This window comes from Paenibacillus polysaccharolyticus (assembly GCF_023714295.1).
Taxonomy (GTDB): domain Bacteria; phylum Bacillota; class Bacilli; order Paenibacillales; family Paenibacillaceae; genus Paenibacillus; species Paenibacillus polysaccharolyticus_A.
In genome coordinates, this window is sequence record NZ_JAMAUN010000010.1 from 203,916 (window position 1) to 219,976 (window position 16,061).

The 16,061-nt window shown below is 45.1% G+C and carries 16 protein-coding genes and 5 tRNA genes; 13 read left to right on the forward strand and 8 right to left on the reverse strand.

All coding sequences use genetic code 11. The features are described 5' to 3' along the window. Window positions 1-70: 70 nt before the first annotated feature. The 5 genes from alr to M3629_RS21680 all read left to right on the forward strand — a co-directional run bounded on the left by alr (window position 71) and on the right by M3629_RS21680 (window position 7,309). Window positions 71-1,258 (forward strand): alanine racemase, encoded by a 1,188-nt coding sequence (gene alr, locus M3629_RS21660; protein ID WP_251510164.1) that lies wholly within the window; start codon window positions 71-73, stop codon window positions 1,256-1,258. A 259-nt stretch (window positions 1,259-1,517) separates the two neighbouring features. Beyond that, window positions 1,518-1,799 carry a CopG family ribbon-helix-helix protein gene (locus M3629_RS21665; protein WP_024630715.1) on the forward strand — a complete coding sequence of 94 codons (282 nt, stop codon included), beginning with the start codon at window positions 1,518-1,520 and terminating at the stop codon, window positions 1,797-1,799. Window positions 1,800-1,802: 3 nt separating this feature from the next. Next, window positions 1,803-2,153, forward strand: coding sequence for a type II toxin-antitoxin system PemK/MazF family toxin (locus M3629_RS21670; RefSeq protein WP_024630714.1), 351 nt, complete (start codon window positions 1,803-1,805; stop codon window positions 2,151-2,153). Between the two features lie 235 nt (window positions 2,154-2,388). Further along, on the forward strand, window positions 2,389-4,578 hold the full coding sequence (locus tag M3629_RS21675) for an alpha-galactosidase (RefSeq protein ID WP_251510165.1): 2,190 nt from the start codon (window positions 2,389-2,391) through the stop codon (window positions 4,576-4,578). Window positions 4,579-5,092: 514 nt separating this feature from the next. Next, window positions 5,093-7,309: a Tex family protein gene (locus tag M3629_RS21680; RefSeq protein WP_285888966.1), complete on the forward strand. Its 2,217-nt coding sequence runs from the start codon at window positions 5,093-5,095 to the stop codon at window positions 7,307-7,309. Window positions 7,310-7,477: 168 nt separating this feature from the next. Here M3629_RS21680 and cmpA read toward each other — a convergent pair whose 3' ends face one another. Together cmpA and M3629_RS21690 are read right to left on the reverse strand one after the other, a co-directional pair. Continuing rightward, complete coding sequence (cmpA, locus tag M3629_RS21685) at window positions 7,478-7,621, reverse strand: cortex morphogenetic protein CmpA (RefSeq protein ID WP_251510167.1); 144 nt, start codon at window positions 7,619-7,621, stop codon at window positions 7,478-7,480. 261 nt (window positions 7,622-7,882) lie between these two features. Then, window positions 7,883-8,233 (reverse strand): hydrolase/acyltransferase, encoded by a 351-nt coding sequence (locus tag M3629_RS21690; RefSeq protein ID WP_251510169.1) that lies wholly within the window; start codon window positions 8,231-8,233, stop codon window positions 7,883-7,885. A gap of 119 nt (window positions 8,234-8,352) precedes the next feature. Between M3629_RS21690 and M3629_RS21695 the strand changes: the two genes are divergently transcribed. The 3 genes from M3629_RS21695 (at window position 8,353) to M3629_RS21705 (ending at window position 9,079) form a co-directional block, all read left to right on the forward strand. Continuing rightward, complete coding sequence (locus M3629_RS21695; RefSeq protein ID WP_154958617.1) at window positions 8,353-8,814, forward strand: SprT family protein; 462 nt, start codon at window positions 8,353-8,355, stop codon at window positions 8,812-8,814. A 94-nt stretch (window positions 8,815-8,908) separates the two neighbouring features. Next, window positions 8,909-8,984, forward strand: a tRNA-Asn gene (locus M3629_RS21700). 6 nt (window positions 8,985-8,990) lie between these two features. Continuing rightward, window positions 8,991-9,079 (forward strand) — tRNA-Ser (locus M3629_RS21705). A gap of 88 nt (window positions 9,080-9,167) precedes the next feature. Here M3629_RS21705 and M3629_RS21710 read toward each other — a convergent pair. Next, on the reverse strand, window positions 9,168-9,866 hold the full coding sequence (locus M3629_RS21710) for an ArsR/SmtB family transcription factor (protein WP_251510171.1): 699 nt from the start codon (window positions 9,864-9,866) through the stop codon (window positions 9,168-9,170). An 85-nt stretch (window positions 9,867-9,951) separates the two neighbouring features. Between M3629_RS21710 and M3629_RS21715 the strand changes: the two genes are divergently transcribed. After that, entirely contained in the window at window positions 9,952-10,590 is a 639-nt protein-coding gene (locus tag M3629_RS21715) for a flavin reductase family protein (protein ID WP_251510316.1), read from the forward strand. A gap of 182 nt (window positions 10,591-10,772) precedes the next feature. Here M3629_RS21715 and M3629_RS21720 read toward each other — a convergent pair whose 3' ends face one another. Then, window positions 10,773-11,666: a Cof-type HAD-IIB family hydrolase gene (locus tag M3629_RS21720; protein WP_251510173.1), complete on the reverse strand. Its 894-nt coding sequence runs from the start codon at window positions 11,664-11,666 to the stop codon at window positions 10,773-10,775. A gap of 4 nt (window positions 11,667-11,670) precedes the next feature. Beyond that, complete coding sequence (locus M3629_RS21725; RefSeq protein ID WP_251510175.1) at window positions 11,671-12,447, reverse strand: DeoR/GlpR family DNA-binding transcription regulator; 777 nt, start codon at window positions 12,445-12,447, stop codon at window positions 11,671-11,673. A gap of 352 nt (window positions 12,448-12,799) precedes the next feature. Here M3629_RS21725 and M3629_RS21730 point away from each other — a divergent pair. The 3 genes from M3629_RS21730 to M3629_RS21740 all read left to right on the forward strand — a co-directional run bounded on the left by M3629_RS21730 (window position 12,800) and on the right by M3629_RS21740 (window position 13,165). Next, window positions 12,800-12,871, forward strand: a tRNA-Glu gene (locus M3629_RS21730). A gap of 120 nt (window positions 12,872-12,991) precedes the next feature. Beyond that, window positions 12,992-13,067, forward strand: a tRNA-Lys gene (locus M3629_RS21735). 15 nt (window positions 13,068-13,082) lie between these two features. Further along, window positions 13,083-13,165 (forward strand) — tRNA-Leu (locus M3629_RS21740). A 104-nt stretch (window positions 13,166-13,269) separates the two neighbouring features. Here the strand turns inward: M3629_RS21740 and M3629_RS21745 are convergent. Further along, the gene (locus M3629_RS21745) at window positions 13,270-14,358 is read right to left on the reverse strand and encodes a hypothetical protein (protein WP_251510177.1); all 1,089 of its coding nucleotides are present in this window, start codon (window positions 14,356-14,358) and stop codon (window positions 13,270-13,272) included. A gap of 305 nt (window positions 14,359-14,663) precedes the next feature. Here M3629_RS21745 and M3629_RS21750 point away from each other — a divergent pair, with 305 nt between their 5' ends. Continuing rightward, on the forward strand, window positions 14,664-15,077 hold the full coding sequence (locus tag M3629_RS21750; RefSeq protein WP_251510179.1) for a helix-turn-helix domain-containing protein: 414 nt from the start codon (window positions 14,664-14,666) through the stop codon (window positions 15,075-15,077). Between the two features lie 101 nt (window positions 15,078-15,178). On the opposite strand, the gene M3629_RS21755 is transcribed toward M3629_RS21750, so the two are convergent. Then, a complete protein-coding gene (locus M3629_RS21755; RefSeq protein WP_251510181.1) occupies window positions 15,179-15,805 on the reverse strand; it encodes a hypothetical protein in 627 nt (208 codons plus the stop codon). A 35-nt stretch (window positions 15,806-15,840) separates the two neighbouring features. After that, entirely contained in the window at window positions 15,841-16,044 is a 204-nt protein-coding gene (locus M3629_RS21760; protein WP_123063298.1) for an XRE family transcriptional regulator, read from the reverse strand. Between the last annotated feature and the right edge of the window lie 17 nt (window positions 16,045-16,061).

Here is a 16,061-nt window from a genome sequence, read left to right on the forward strand (position 1 = left end):
TGACATGCTGGGGCATTACGATGGAGTCTGACGTGAGCCGGATTAAGAAGATTAGAGAAGGTGACTTAACGTGCAAGGACAATATCGGCCGACTCAGGCGGAAATCAATCTGGATCATTTGCGAGGCAACGTAACCGCCTTTCGTAAGGCGTTACCTCAGGGTACGAGATTTCTCGCTTGTGTAAAGGCCAACGCTTACGGGCATGGTGCAGTAGAGACAGCCAGAGAATTGGAACGAGTAGGCGTGGATTATTTAAGTGTAGCGTTCCTGGACGAAGCTCTTGAACTGCGTCTGCACGGCATCACAAGCCCCATTCTGGTATTGGGGTATACGCCGCCCGAAGGGGTCGCTGCAGCGTGGCAACATGATGTGACGATTACATTGTTTAGCAGAGAAGTGCTTGAGGCAATCAAACAGGTGAATCCAGGCACATTCGCAAATCAGTTGAAAGTTCACATCAAGATCGACAGTGGCATGGGCAGATTGGGTCTGCTACCTGGCAATGAGGCCATTGACTTTATACAGGAGGTTTCCTCACTTGATCAGGTAATGCTGGAAGGTATGTTTACTCACTATGCCAAAGCAGATGAACAAGACAAGACCTATACACTGGAACAGTATCGACGGTTTCAAAGCGTTACAGAGACGCTTCGGAATCAGGGATGTGTCATCCCGATTATACATACGGCGAACAGTGCCGCTACTATTGATACACCTGAATTATCCTATGATATGGTACGTGTGGGCATAAGTTTGTATGGACTGTATCCTTCGGTAGAGGTGAATCACCAGGTAGTGAAACTGCTCCCGGTAATGACACTGAAGACAAAAGCGGTTCTGGTCAAAACACTGCCGTCCCATTGGGGAGTCAGTTATGGAACCCGTTATTTTACACATGAAAATGAACGAATAGCGACCTTGCCTATCGGCTATGCAGACGGATTCTCAAGAATGCTGACAGGCAAAGCACAAGTGCTTGTACGTGGCCGCCGCGTTCCTGTCGTTGGTACGATCTGCATGGATCAGTGTATGGTGTCGCTACAATCTTTCGCGGAAGAAGCGGAAGCAATTCAAGCCGGCGAAGAGGTTGTTCTCATCGGTCACCAGTCTGGTGGTGTAATTACCGCTAGTGAAGTGGCAGACCAGCTTGGTACGATTCACTATGAAGTGATCTGCATGATGGCACATCGTATTCCTCGGGTCTATACCCGGGGAGGAGAGGTAGTCGCCAGAATCAATCCCCTTTTGACAACGTAATTCGCAAATTGGACACGATTACCAGTAAAGTTTTTTTCAGAACAGAAGGAATACTGTCGCAGTATCTCGAAATATGTACGATGTCAGGAATTAAATCCTGAAATGCGATGTTTAGTCTGTACGAATAATGATTCCCGTGTTTATAATGGAGTACAGCATACTTGATATACGCGGGGCATATATATTCCTTTGTATAAAAGTTCTGGAAAAGCGTAATACTGGTTCACAATGGCGAAAGGTTTGTGGGGGTGGAAGAAAGGTGGCCAACTTGCAGAACACCAAGCGGATTATGATCAGTTTGCCTGATTATCTTTTGCAGGAAGTGGATGGCATCGTAGCGCTGGAGAATTCCAACCGCAGCGAATTGATTAGGCAAGCAATGAAGCTGTACTTGACCGAACGGAAGAAACGTTACATCCGTGAATCAATGCAGCGAGGGTACATGGAGATGGCGAAAATTAACCTGACCATGGCATCCGAAGCCTTTCACGCGGAGGAAGATGCGGACAGCACTCTGGACCGCTTAGTTAGCGGGGTGTAGACAGTGATCGTAAAACGTGGTGACGTTTTTTTTGCGGATCTTTCTCCCGTTGTCGGTTCTGAGCAAGGTGGCGTCAGGCCGGTTCTGGTCATCCAGAACGATATCGGCAACCGGTTCAGTCCAACCTGTATCGTGGCGGCGATTACCGCCCAGATTCAGAAGGCAAAGCTGCCGACGCATGTCGAGATTGATGCAGCGGCGCATGGCTTTGACCGGGACTCGGTAATTTTGCTCGAACAGATTCGGACGATCGATAAGCAGAGGCTGACCGACAAGATTACGCATTTGGACGAGGAGACCATGAAATTGGTCAACGAGGCCTTGCAGATCAGCCTGGGCTTAATTGATTTTTAGGGCGGCAGAACGGTATTTTATCCGTTGATGTGCCTGTCCGTCGACAACGGATGTTCCTGGAAGGAACACACAATTTCAGAATGTTACCTTAAGAGCGTACGATACCTTTATGGGTGTTGTGCGCTCTTTTGGTTAAGACTTGGTGAAAGCGTAGAACATTGATGATCTTTTCGTTATAATGGAACCTGAGAAACCGTTTACCCGAAAGACCTATATAGATAGATGGAGGAGACATATGAGCATTTACATCAATCAGGAGAAACTTCAGTTTCATTTACAGACCCGCGAGGCGAGCTACGTGTTGCAGGTATTGCCTTCGGGATATTTGGTACATCTGTATTATGGCAAAAAATTGCGTGATACCGACCTAAGCTGGCTTCATGTTCGGACGGAAAGAGCATCCTTTAGTCCAAATCCGGTGCCGGAGGATCGTACGATTTCGTTTGACACCCTGCCAGTGGAACTGCCGGTCTATGGAACGAGCGATTTTCGCAACCCGGCTATCCAGCTGGAACTGGAGAACGGTTCATCGGTATCCGAGTTTACGTATACAGGCCATCGTTTGGTCAAGGGAAAAGAGGCGTTAACGGGACTTCCGGCAACGTATGTAGAATCCGAAGATGAAGCGGATACGCTTATTATTGAAATGCAAGATCAGGTGTCGGGTGTGAAAATTGAGTTAACGTATACCGCGTTTACTGCCTTTAATGCCATTACACGCTCGATGCGTATCGTGAATGAGAGCGCTAACGTGGTAAATGTACTGCGAGCACTCAGCTCTTCTGTAGACCTGCCACATGCAGATTATGAATTGCTGCAACTCTCGGGTGCTTGGACTCGTGAACGTGACATCGTTCGTCGTCCACTCGCTTCCGGATTGCAAGGAATCGAGAGCCGCCGTGGCTCCAGCAGTCACCAGCAAAACCCGTTCATTGCCCTGATGACACCGGGAACGGATGAAGATCAAGGCGAAGTGTATGGATTCAGTTTAGTATATAGCGGTAGCTTTACTGCACAGGCAGAAGTGGATCAGTTCTATACCACTCGTGTATCTGTTGGTATTAATCCGTTTGAGTTCAGCTGGAAGCTTGAACCGCAGGAGTCGTTCCAGACACCTGAGACTGTTATGGTCTACTCGGCTACGGGCCTGGATGGCATGTCTCAATCCTACCACGAATTGTACCGCGAACGTCTGGCGCGTGGACAATTCCGCAATGCTGAGCGTCCTGTGCTGGTGAACAACTGGGAGGCAACATATTTCGGATTTAATGCCGATAAGATTGAGCAGATCGCACGTGCAGGGCAGAAGCTCGGCATTGAGTTGTTCGTGCTGGATGACGGTTGGTTCGGTCACCGAGACAGCGATAATTCATCCTTGGGCGACTGGATTGTGGACAAAAACAAGTTGCCTCAAGGACTGGATGACTTGGCTAACCGTGTCACAGGTCTGGACATGCAGTTCGGGCTGTGGTTCGAGCCAGAGATGATCTCCCCGGATAGTGAGCTGTATCGTAAGCATCCGGACTGGTGTCTGCATGTGCCTGATCGCCGCCGTACCGAAGGAAGACAACAGCTTGTGCTCGACTTCTCCCGTCAGGATGTGCGTGACGAGATCGTTCGGATGTTGTCCGATGTTCTGGGCTCTGCACCGATTACTTACGTGAAGTGGGACATGAACAGGAACATGACAGAGGTCGGCTCTGCATTGCTTCCGGCGGACAGACAGCGCGAAACGGCGCACCGTTATATGCTCGGACTGTACGAAGTGATGGAGCGTATCGTTACCTCCTTCCCGCATATTTTGTTCGAAAGCTGCTCTGGTGGCGGCGGACGTTTTGACCCGGGAATGCTGTATTACATGCCTCAAGCATGGACCAGCGATAACACGGATGCAATCTCCCGTTTGCGGATTCAATACGGTACAAGCCTTGTATATCCTGTAAGTTCCATGGGTTCACATATTTCGGCTGTGCCAAACCATCAGGTGAACCGGATCACTTCTCTGGAGATTCGCGGTCATGTTGCGATGTCGGGCAACTTTGGATATGAGCTGGATCTGACGAAGTTTACAGACGAAGAGAATGCGATTGTAAAAGCACAGGTTGAGCTGTACAAAGAGATTCGCAGTACGGTACAATACGGTACTTTCCGTCGTTTGCTGAGTCCGTTTGAAGGCAATGAAACGGCATGGATGTTCATTGCGCCAGATGGCAGCGAAGTGATTGTATTCTATTTCCGTGTACTTTCTGAACCGAATGCACCGCTTCAGCGTCTGAAGCTGAAAGGGCTTGATCCAAACGCGGATTATCGCCTGAAAGGCGGCTCAGAGACGTTTACAGGCGATGCCTTGATGTATGGCGGTATTGCTGTGGGTAGTGAATCTGGAGACTACCTGAGCGAGATGTTCCGGTTTGAGCGGGTGTAGATAAGTTGAACTAGAGATTTTACACAGTCCACTCCGATGACAGAATAACCTTCCATTCGCTGTTATCCCCAGATTTTTTGATTCCCTTTTCCAAAGGGGAAAATCCGGTGATAAACGTATGCTTCCGATGCAGCTTTCCTGCAGAAAGCTTTTAGGCGAACGCTTCGCTTTTCCAGTTTTTTTCTGTCCCCTCCGTTAACGTGTAAAAGAAACTCTCAACTTATTTAGATGAATTAGATATTTTTTAAGAAGACCTGAGGATGTCATGATGACGTTCTCGGTCTTTTTTTCGTTAAACGGGGAAGGATGTTAGGAGTGTAATAACGCAAATGACAGACGTGCAGTAGGAATGATAGAAATTTCAACATGATTTTGTGATAATATAGAGAAGAGTGTTATTTAGAGCTTGGAAAGCTCGAGATCAACTTCGGATGATCGACCATACTGTTATTATGCAGCACAGCTGCCCTGAAATGAGTATTATGAACGATTCAGGAAGGAAAGAGGGATTTATTTGTCTGAACAGGAAACGGTTCTGGAACCCAATGAAGAAACACTAAAGGCGGAACGCCAAGAACGAATCATCAAACAGGTAGCCAAGGAACTGTCACTGTCCTTGAAGCAGATTCGCACCACATCGGAGCTTCTGGACGAAGGCAATACGATTCCGTTTATCGCCCGCTACCGTAAAGAAATGACTGGAGAATTGGATGAGAACCAGCTGCGGCAGATTGAAGAACGCCTGGTGTATTTGCGTAATCTGGAAGACCGTAAACTGGAAGTTATCCGTATTATAGAGGAACAGGGCAAGCTGACCAAAGAGTTACAGAAATCCATTACGCAAGCGGTCAAGTTGCAGGAAGTGGAAGACCTGTACCGTCCTTATCGTCAGAAACGGAAGACACGGGCTAGTGTTGCCAAGGAAAAAGGTCTGGAGCCGCTCGCCGTATGGATCTGGGAACAGCCAAAACAAGGCGATGTACTTCAGGAGGCTTCCCGTTATATTAATGCAGAACTCGGGGTGGAGGATGCAGAGTCGGCTCTCCAAGGGGCTAAGGATATTCTCGCTGAAAATATTGCCGATGATGCAGCTATTCGTGCCTGGATTCGCAGGTATACACTGGATCACGGCATGCTGACTTCAGAAGCCAAGGATGCCGAGCAGGAATCCGTTTATGAGAACTATTATGATTATCGGGAATTGGCCAAAAAGATGCCGCCGCACCGTATTCTTGCGATTAACCGCGGGGAACGTGAAGGCATTCTCAAGGTGGGTCTCGACGTGCAGGCCGAACCGGCTCATCGTCATATGGAAGGGCAGATTATCCGCGGAGCTTCTGCTGTCCAGGATATTTTGCGTTCCGTCGTTGAAGATGCGTACAAACGTCTGATCGCACCGTCGATTGAACGTGAAGTGCGAGCCGAGTTGACGGAAAAAGGGGAAAATCAGGCGATTTCGGTGTTCTCCGCGAATCTTCGTAACCTGCTGTTACAGCCGCCTATTCATGGCAAACGTGTACTGGGTGTCGATCCGGCATACCGGACAGGCTGTAAACTGGCAGTTGTCGATGATACAGGGAAATTGCTCGAAGTAGCTGTTACTTACCCGACACCTCCGCATAACAAGAAGCGTGAAGCGGCTGAAGTGTTCCACCGGATGATCAAGCAGTACGATATTGGGTTGATCGTTATTGGTAACGGAACAGGATCGCGTGAGACAGAGCAGTTTGTAGCTGAGATCATTCAGGAAAATGGCGATGAGAGTTTGGTTTACCTGATTGTAAATGAGGCTGGTGCTAGTGTGTATTCTGCTTCCAAGCTAGCTCAGGAAGAATTCCCGGATCTCGATGTTGCCGAGCGTAGTGCGGCTTCTATTGCTCGCCGGGTGCAGGATCCGCTCGCTGAACTCGTTAAAATTGATCCAAAAGCGATTGGTGTCGGTCAATATCAGCATGACGTATCCCAGAAGGTTCTGGAAGAGAGTCTGAAAGCCGTTGTAGAATCGGCAGTTAACCATGTTGGCGTGGATGTTAATACAGCCTCCCCTTCTTTGTTGTCTTATGTTGCAGGTGTTAATGCAACGATTGCCAAAAACATCGTTAAATACCGTGAAGAGAACGGCCGTTTCACAAGTCGTCGCCAGTTGCAGAAAGTACCGCGCCTGGGCGCAAAGACATATGAACAATGCGTAGGTTTCATGCGTATCTCTGAAGGAGAGAATCCACTGGATCGTACGCCAATTCATCCTGAATCGTATAAGGTGGTTGATCAGCTCTTCATGGAGCTTCAGGTCGAATTAGACAAACTCGGAAGCAAAGAATTGTCTGTTCTTTTGTCTGAACAGCAGACCGAGCAGTTGGCCGTTAAATTGGATGTCGGTGTGCCTACATTACGTGACATTCTGGACAGCTTACAGCGTCCGGGTCGTGACCCTCGTGAAGAGATGCCGTTGCCGATTTTCCGCACCGATGTTCTCAAGATTGAAGATCTGGTAGAAGGTATGGAACTGCAAGGGACCGTTCGCAACGTCATTGACTTTGGTGCCTTCGTTGACATCGGCATCAAAAGTGATGGGCTTGTCCATATCTCTCAATTAAGTAACGGGTACGTTAAACATCCGATGGATGTTGTTTCCGTTGGCGATAATGTGACCGTCTGGGTGATGAATGTGGATACGAAAAAAGGTCGTGTTGGCCTGACGATGAAAAAACCTGCATCTGCAAATTCATGATTAATTATCGCGTTTTGGCATCATAATGTGATGTCAAAACATACGGCTATAGAAGTATAGCGTGTACACGTATAATGGGACAGCCTTCCCGCATGGGGAAGGCTGTTTGCTGTTAAGTATTATCCAATATGATGCACGGGTATGGATTGGTTTGGTTAACATACAGGCTTAGATTTCGTTCTCCATGTTGCGCTGTGAACCGCCGGCAGGTTTGTTACGATAGAAGTACCAGCATTCGTTCAACAGCTTGATTTGACGACTGTCCTTTTTGTGGAACGCTCGCATGAGTTGGTTGCAGAGCCATTGAGGCAAAGGAATCTCCTCCTTTTGCTAATTCATCTGTACGTTAGCATATGTGGCAATAGCCTGGACTGTGCGAGATAACTCCATGTCCATTGAAAATGATCATAATCTGTTGAACCAGAACGAAAAAAAGCACATTCCCTATGGAGGAAGTGCGCCTTTTGTATTGTATTGAATTTTACCGGTCAAAAGAGAAAAATTACAATATTGCGGTTCATAAATGGTCATACATCAGGTTTTGAACCGAAGTAATTTCCCTATGAAGGAGAACTACTCCATCTCTTCTTCGTACCATTGTTCCAATTGGGCCTGTAGTGCCCGGATCTCGGTAAGCAGGGAAATCAAAGGATAATTGCTTTCGCGCAGAGCGGCAAAACCCTCTTCAAGGGCATTGATATAATCAAGGCCGCCAATGATGGACAAGTTTTCGTTTAACAGATCGAGATGATCACATTCGGCAATAGCCCAAGGTAGAACGGGTACATCTGTTGCCGTTAGTTTGTCAATTTCCTTGTGCAGACGCAGATTAAGCGCACTGAGCTGATAAGCATAGTCCGCGGGCATTTCGACAAACTGTAATTGTTGCTCCTGCTGCAGGATAACATAGCGCATTGTAGGCATAACGAGTAATAATCTCCCCTCATACATTCTACTTGACAGTGTAGCCTACGAAACGGTTAAAATTCAAGTATTGTACGGGAAAAACAATGTGGCCGAGCGGGTGGAGAGAGAGGAGAATGATGGAAAATAAGGAATTACAACAATGGATTGAGCAGATTTCTCTGGAACATTTCGGAGTTCCGTTTACTCATGAAGCGATATTCAACCGTCGTCTGACGACAACAGGTGGGCGCTATATGCTCAAAAGTCATCGGATCGAGATAAATCCACATCAGCTTGAAGTTTATGGAAAAGACGAGGTTGAGAAAATTATTAAGCACGAACTGTGCCACTATCATCTGCATATTCGAGGGCGGGGATACCAGCATAGAGACCCGGAATTCAAGGCACTTTTGCAAAAAGTAGGTGGTTCAAGGTTCTGTCAGTCTCTCCCCGGAGACAAGGGCAGAAAACCGCTACCGTATCGGTACAAGCTGGTATGCAAGAGTTGTGGGATGGAATATTTGCGTAAACGGAAAATAGATCCCAAGCGTTATCGCTGCGGTCGATGTTCAGGCAAACTGACACTTCAAACCATCTGACGAACACTAGGAATAATTTGTTGTAAACAGGGAGTCAAGGGCAGGTTGACTTGAATTATTAATCATGATAAATTAATGTTATTCAAGTTAATTTTCCCTGATAGCTCAGTTGGTAGAGCACTCGACTGTTAATCGAGTTGTCACAGGTTCGAGTCCTGTTCGGGGAGCCATTTCTTGGAGAGATACCCAAGTGGCTATAAGGGGACCCTCTGCTAAGGGGTTAGACTGCGTAAGCGGTGCGAGGGTTCGAATCCCTCTCTCTCCGTTCTGAATATACACTTTTAATCCTCTTTACATGAATGAGTAAATTCTTCATGTAAAGAGGATTTTTGGTTTTTTAGCATCTGAGCTGTTTACAGGGAAATACCCAAAAGCTCGTACAAACCTGATTTTCCAGCCTCGGTTACTTCTACAGAGCGACTTCCTGTTTTTTGACGAATCCAATCCAGTTCAAGTAATCGTTGAACGAGCTGTTCGCCAAGCAAGCCGGACAGGTGATGACGGCGTTCGCTCCAGTCCAGGCATTTACGAGCGATGGCCCGGCGTGATCCTGGCTTCAATTGCAGCTTAATTCCAAATGAGCTAAACCACCGTGATCCTTCCTCTGTAATTAGGTAGTCCTTACCTTGCGCTTCTTTAGGTTCAACCAGATAACCTCTCTTGAGCAATGCTTCGCAGAGTAGAACCCCGAGTTTTCCAGCCAGATGACCGTAACAGGTGCGAGCATAGCTTAAATGTTGCAATTGATTGGATTGCTTCAATGAGCGAACCTGTACCGCTGGGGCAATGCTGGCCATTTTCTCAATCAGATCCGCAATGTCCTCGTTCGCGAGACGATAATACCGATGACGACCTTGCTGTTCTACTTCCAATAGTCCTCCCGTTACAAGTTTAGCAAGGTGATTACTTGCGGTCTGTGGGCTGACTGCGGCCATATAGGCCAGCTCGCCGGCGGGCAACGCCCTTCCATCTAGCAAAGCGGAGAGAAATATTGAACGGCTTGTATCAGCAATAAGTGAAGCAATAACAGTGATATTCGGATATGCATTCATACTTCGATGATAGTTGAAATAATGCTGTATTACAATTGGTTTCAATTCATGAATTGAACAGGAGAGGTATAAGGTGAGCAACGATATGCAGCAGTATAGCACAAAACAAACCACCCAGTCGGCTCGGGTGAATCAGCACGAGACTATTAATCCCAGTATTCTATACTATGGCACCCCCGTGATCATCCTTAGTACTTTAAACGAAGATGGGTCTACGAATCTTTCCCCATTATCGTCTTCTTGGGCGCTGGGGGATTGTCTGGTACTGGGGATAGGTACACAGGGCAAGGCTTATGAGAATCTCTGTCATCATCCTGAATGTGTTATTAATCTGCCGGATGACTCGATGTGGGGAAAAGTTGAAGCGCTGGGGCGGTTGACGGGAAGCTCTCCCGTGCCAGAAGTTAAAAAACAAATGGGATATACGTTTTGCCAAGATAAATTTAGGGCTGTAGGTCTGACCTCTCAAAGTTCAGTTCAAGTAGCGCCAGATAAAATAGCTGAATGCCCGCTTCAGATTGAAGCGGCTGTACAACATATACGTATCCCGGAGCATACGCCGAATATGGCGATTGTAGAAGTGAAAGCGGTGAAGGTGCATGCACATTCTCATTTGATTTCAGATTTCAATAAGATTGATCCAAAGCAATGGCATCCGTTGATTTATAATTTCAGGCATTATTACGGACTTGGGAAGAGACAAGGTGAGAATTTTCGGGCATAGAAATAAATGGCTGATGAGATTGAGTAAGAGGGCAAATAAGAGGTCGAGCGAGAGGTTAAGTGAGAGATGCACTCCTTGGCATGTTACGGAACCAAAAAAACAAGCACAGGCTGGCTCGGTTAACGAGACTGCTGTGCTTGTTTTCATTTCACTAATGTTACTAACTTTTGAATGGTACTTTATCAGCCTTCCGAGACAATGGTTTCCTCAGGCGCAATCGGTTTACCTTCTAACAGGCTATGAATCGCATGAGCGACGCCATGCTCCACGTTGGTACGTGTTATCGTTTTAGCCATTGCGCGAATTTCGGGTTCGGCGTTGCCCATTGCGATACCTAGCCCAGCCATTTGCAACATGGAAACATCATTAAAATTATCCCCGATAGCGGCCGTGTCTTTCATTGAAATGTTCAAGTGCTCCGCCAGTTTGGAGAGGGCATTGCCTTTGGATACATCCGGATGTTGCATTTCAAAGTTATGCTCAAAGGAGACAACCATCGCAACATCGGTTCTGGAAGAGAAGTATTCACGTCCGAGTTGCACTTTTTCAGGATTCATCGAGAAGGCCATAATATTGTATATGCATGCTTCTGCCGGAATTTCAAGGTGGCTGTTCACACGATGATAGTCTTTTTTAGTGTAGTGTTTCTTGATCGAATGGATCATGCGCTCGATGTCTTCACCGGGTTTTGAGCCTAGGACACGTTCCAGCTCCGCGAGCATCGTTTCGTGAGTACTGATTGCAGCGAAGATGCCCATCTGAGTTGAAGCTTCATAGTAGATATGCTGATCTTCCAGCCATTGCATCACAGAAGCGGCTGTTTCACGTTCCAGAGGGAGGTGGAATAAGCGTTCTCCATTCTCGTCATGGATGGTCGCGCCGTTGGAGCCAATAATCGGTGTTTTGATTCCACCTTGACGGCTAATCGCCACAACATCTGAATATACGCGTCCGGTCGCAATGGTGACTTTCATGCCTGCCTGTTGCGCCTTCTGGATGGCATCGGCGTTTTCACGGCTAATCTGGCTGTCTCGATTCAACAATGTTCCATCTAAATCGGTGGCAAATAACTTCATATCTTTACAACTCCTTATCTTGTGTAGGTTCGGGAATTAAAATCTCAACCTTGTGCTCGTTTAAAAAATCTAGCCATTCCTGATCGGGCCATTGGTCTGTAATTAATACATCTACCAGTGACCAATCTGCAAAGCGATAACCGTAACGTTTGCCCATCTTGGAATGATCGGCGAGCACAATGATCTTTTTGGCGGATTTCATCATTTGATGTTTGATCTTGCCTTCTTCTTCGGAAGCGCTGAAACCATCCATCGTGAAACCGCCAATGCCAATAAAGGCTTTATCCACATAGTAGTGGGAGAGTGTCTCAATAACGGGTGTTCCATAAACATAACGCTGTTCCTTATCTAACTGGCCGCCTAAGAGTCGAATCTGAACTGCGCTGTGATTAGATAAAAGGTCAGCCGAGTGTATTGAATTGGTGATGACCGTACAGGATTTTCCATTCAAATTCTCAGCGCAGGATTGAACGGTTGTAGAGGAATCCAAAATGATCGTTTCTCCTGAACGAACTAGAGCCGCAGCCAGTTTGCCAATAGCTCTTTTTTCCTCGGAAACATATTTTAGCCTGTCCTGATAAGACTTGAATTCTTGTGGAGGAGAGGGGAGGATGGCACCGCCGCGTGTACGAATAATGGCTTCCTGTTCTTCAAGTTTAATCAGATCGCGTCGTGCCGTATCTCGTGAGACATCAAATAAAGAAACGATCTCATCTGCTGAGATGCGATTATGCTTGCGCAGGTGCTCAATAATGAGTTGCATGCGTTCTTCTTGAAACAAACGTAAAGCCTCCTTATATTCATGGATGACCGTGCGTTGTACTATAGATTAATTATAAGTAATTATAATGTGATCTGCAATGTTTTAAGTTTAAATAAGTTTTTGTAAGTTTTTTGATCATTAATTTACAAATTTAAAGTATAGTCATGACACGCATATGATTTAAGATTTAAAGAGTTAAAATAAACTGGAAGTGAGATAAGTGGACGAGAGGTAGTCGCTTGGATAAGGAAAGTGATCTTTAAATGTAAGTTAAAATTTGGAATTTAAAAGTTTATTAAAAAAGTGTTGCACTATTCTATTTTTCTGTGATATACTCATTCTTGTCGCCAAGAAAACAAAATGTTCATGAGGCCCGTTGGTCAAGGGGTTAAGACACCTCCCTTTCACGGAGGTAACAGGGGTTCGAATCCCCTACGGGTCATCGTATTACCTCATTTTTCACCGTTAAGAGATTCGTCTTTAATCAGAATTTCTTTGGAAAGTCACTGCTCTGTAACATTCGATAGGAAGCATGGCATAACATCAGGTGGAATTACATTGAGAGCCATTAGCTCAGTTGGTAGAGCACCTGACTTTTAATCAGGGTGTCGAAGGTTCGAGCCCTTCATGGCTCACCATTTACAATTATATATGCGGTCGTGGTGGAATGGCAGACACGCTATCTTGAGGGGGTAGTGGGTGTATACCCGTGGAGGTTCGAGTCCTCTCGACCGCATCGGATTAAAAAGAAAAAACCCTGGGTACCCAGGGTTTTTTCTTTTTATTTTATGAAATTCAAAGTTGTTTATCAAAGAAATGGTTTATGGACAAATTTGTAGCTTAGATTCTATTTAAGGTATCTATATTTTTTTCAATGGATTGAAAAAATTGATCCTCTGCAAGAAGTGCGTTGTTCATACGTTCTTCGAACGAATGAGAGAGTGTGAAATTATTTGTTAAATATTGTTTGGTCAAATATTTTCGCAAAAGATCCCATTGTTTGATGGTTTGTTGTGTAGTTTGAAAAATTTCATTTAATGTATTGGGGTTCGTGGATGAACTTAGTAGCGATAGTAGAACTTTTTTTCTGTCCGAGTGTCGGTTTAAAATGGTATGAAGCAGAGAATAGGTATCATGTGTGCGGTTAGGTATTTTTCTATTAAGGGGGATGAGGCCGCTAGCCAATAAGTCGCTCAATTCCACAATCGCTGATCTTCCAAAACATTCGATATGTCCATCAACAACGGAGTTGGACCTATAATAATTTTCCAATGTTCTCTTAAAAATCATGGGTGCTCTATCAGGTAAATCTTGGAGCTCGTTTTGATTAGGGTGTATCGTAAAACAATTGAATTGCTGATTAAAGGCATTCATAAATGAATGTTTGGTATCTTGGCCAATGCCTTTGTTGACGAGGTAGGGTTTGAAGAATTGTGGATTATAGTTTATGTAATTATCTAAAAAGTAAAAGTCTGTATCGGTTTGTCCCAGAACCAAGAATATATGTCCGTCAATAGCGGCTTCTGTTTCAGAAGTTGAATTTAATTCATATGTTTTGTAATAGGGGACTTTCTTCATAAAAGTGTTAACAAACACAACCTCGCCGTTAGCTAGAAGGGTCTCTAATTTATCGATGGCGGATGGAGCATCATTGTTAAAGGCGTGTTTGTTTGATTTAATTACATAATCTTCTGGAGATTTGATGTCGTTTAATTTAACGTCAAGAGGATAATTCGCTAGGTCTTTTACGATTTTAAGATTAAAATCATCGAGAAACATTTTATACGAAAGATTTGAATTTTTTAATTCTTTCTTTAACATGAAGAAAATATTGCGGGTATAACAATTTCCAAGCGCCTGTACTTCAGGATTCGGTTCTCCTTGAGGGGTATAGTAATAGTCCATCTCTAATGGGTGAAGCGCTTTCATATTGTGCCCTCCTAAAATGATATTTTAGTTTATTATGTTGGGGTCATCTATGTGTTGTAGTTATCTTTGTCATGAAAAAAATGAATATCGTTGATTTTTATAAGTATTATTCAGCATGATATAAAATGTATGTTAGGACTCTTCCAGTAAATATAATGGTAATTATAATTATATTTTGTATTTATTTCAAGTTTGGTTAGGGCTCTGATCGTCTGGATAAAAGGGCTGAGGATTCAGAAATATTGTGCTATAATTCAATCATATGGCATTTGAGTTGATTATTACGGTTGGAAGGCGGTTCTTGCATGCAGTCAATCTATGAGCGAATTGAACACCTGATTGCCGAAAGAGGGATGACTAAGAAGGCCTTCTGTCAACAGCTGAAGATCAGCACAGGCAATCTGGGTGATTGGAAACGTGGTAAATCAATCCCAAGTACAAATAAACTGATTGAAATTGCTTCATTTTTTGATGTAAGTCTAGACTGGTTGATGATTGGACGTTTATCGAAAGAAGCCATTGTGCGTGAAAAGCGGGAAGATTATTTTTTTAACGTGTTGCGGCAATTGAATTGCCAAGAGAGTGAATTATCGACTGTGGAACAGTCTTTTATTAGTGAATATATCGAGTTCACTCGTTATCGCAAATTTAAAGAGAGTAAAGATGCCGGAAACTACCTTTACCAACCTGAATCGGAAGACGAAAATAAGTCAGAGTAGGAAGGGGCGTAAGTGCCTCTGGATGACAAAGAACCTCCATTTGTGCCGTAGAGAATAACCTTCGGTACAAATGGAGGTTTTTTTATGTAGAAGATATCCGCTTAGTGATGCTGATCAAGTATGTTGGAGTATTGGGGGTACAACTGACGAATACAATCTGGGCAGATATCATGGGTGAACTCCGCAGATGTATGTTTCTCCAGATAACGTTCAACGCTGTTCCATTCGTCTGACTCATCTTTGATATGTTTGCAGACGGCACAAATTGGCAGCAGTCCATAAAGGGTTCGTGCTTCAGTCAAGGCTTGTCGCAGCTGAAACTCTGTCTTCTTCTGTTCTGAAATATCTGTGTGAGCAACCAAAGCGAGTTTTGTATCCGTTGCAGGCCCGTCCTGTAAGGGGGTGAGTTCTACGCGATACCATTTCTCTTCGTTGAGAGGCGTAGTAACAGAGATATCGTATGTATGGGTTTTGTTAAAAGGAACAACGTTATGCCTGAGATACCTCGCGAACTTGCTTGGATAGAGGTTCTTCTGTTGCGCTGACCAAGCTTCCATCAGGTGAAGGTAATGATTATGGGGGCTGGCAGCTTGTAGGAAGAGTTTATGAAGCCCGTGCTGCCAGGCCCGATTGCAACTTCGTATCATCCATTGATGATCAATAATGATCAACTGATGATTGGTGGCTTGGAACGATAGGCTTTCAAGGTCGGATATAATAGGTCTCATGGGAGAAGTCCTCCTTATGATGGATGAAAGTGATCTTATCTCAGTTCCTCTGGGATATTCAAAATGTCAGCGACCTGATGTCTGAATCGGGTTGCTTTGCGTGTGCCATGAATAAGATTGGATAGACGGTAAGGCGGAATGCCGTGTTGTTCGCAAAAGGTTTTCTGGTCGACCTGAAGTTCGGTTAGCCGTCGTTTGATAGCCCATCCGAACGGAGTGACTGGCTTTTTCTTGTTCATTAGGGTTCACCCCTGAG

Excerpts from the sequence above, each read along its gene's own strand:
- M3629_RS21675 (WP_251510165.1), top strand. The coding sequence starts at position 2,389 with ATGAGCATTTACATCAATCAGGAGAAACTTCAGTTTCATTTACAGACC.
- M3629_RS21690 (WP_251510169.1), bottom strand. The coding sequence starts at position 8,233 with ATGCCTACAATGCGCTATGTTATCCTGCAGCAGGAGCAACAATTACAG.
- M3629_RS21695 (WP_154958617.1), top strand. The coding sequence starts at position 8,353 with ATGGAAAATAAGGAATTACAACAATGGATTGAGCAGATTTCTCTGGAA.
- M3629_RS21710 (WP_251510171.1), bottom strand. The coding sequence starts at position 9,866 with ATGAATGCATATCCGAATATCACTGTTATTGCTTCACTTATTGCTGAT.
- M3629_RS21715 (WP_251510316.1), top strand. The coding sequence starts at position 9,952 with ATGCAGCAGTATAGCACAAAACAAACCACCCAGTCGGCTCGGGTGAAT.
- M3629_RS21720 (WP_251510173.1), bottom strand. The coding sequence starts at position 11,666 with ATGAAGTTATTTGCCACCGATTTAGATGGAACATTGTTGAATCGAGAC.
- M3629_RS21745 (WP_251510177.1), bottom strand. The coding sequence starts at position 14,358 with ATGAAAGCGCTTCACCCATTAGAGATGGACTATTACTATACCCCTCAA.
- M3629_RS21750 (WP_251510179.1), top strand. The coding sequence starts at position 14,664 with ATGCAGTCAATCTATGAGCGAATTGAACACCTGATTGCCGAAAGAGGG.
- M3629_RS21755 (WP_251510181.1), bottom strand. The coding sequence starts at position 15,805 with ATGAGACCTATTATATCCGACCTTGAAAGCCTATCGTTCCAAGCCACC.
- M3629_RS21760 (WP_123063298.1), bottom strand. The coding sequence starts at position 16,044 with ATGAACAAGAAAAAGCCAGTCACTCCGTTCGGATGGGCTATCAAACGA.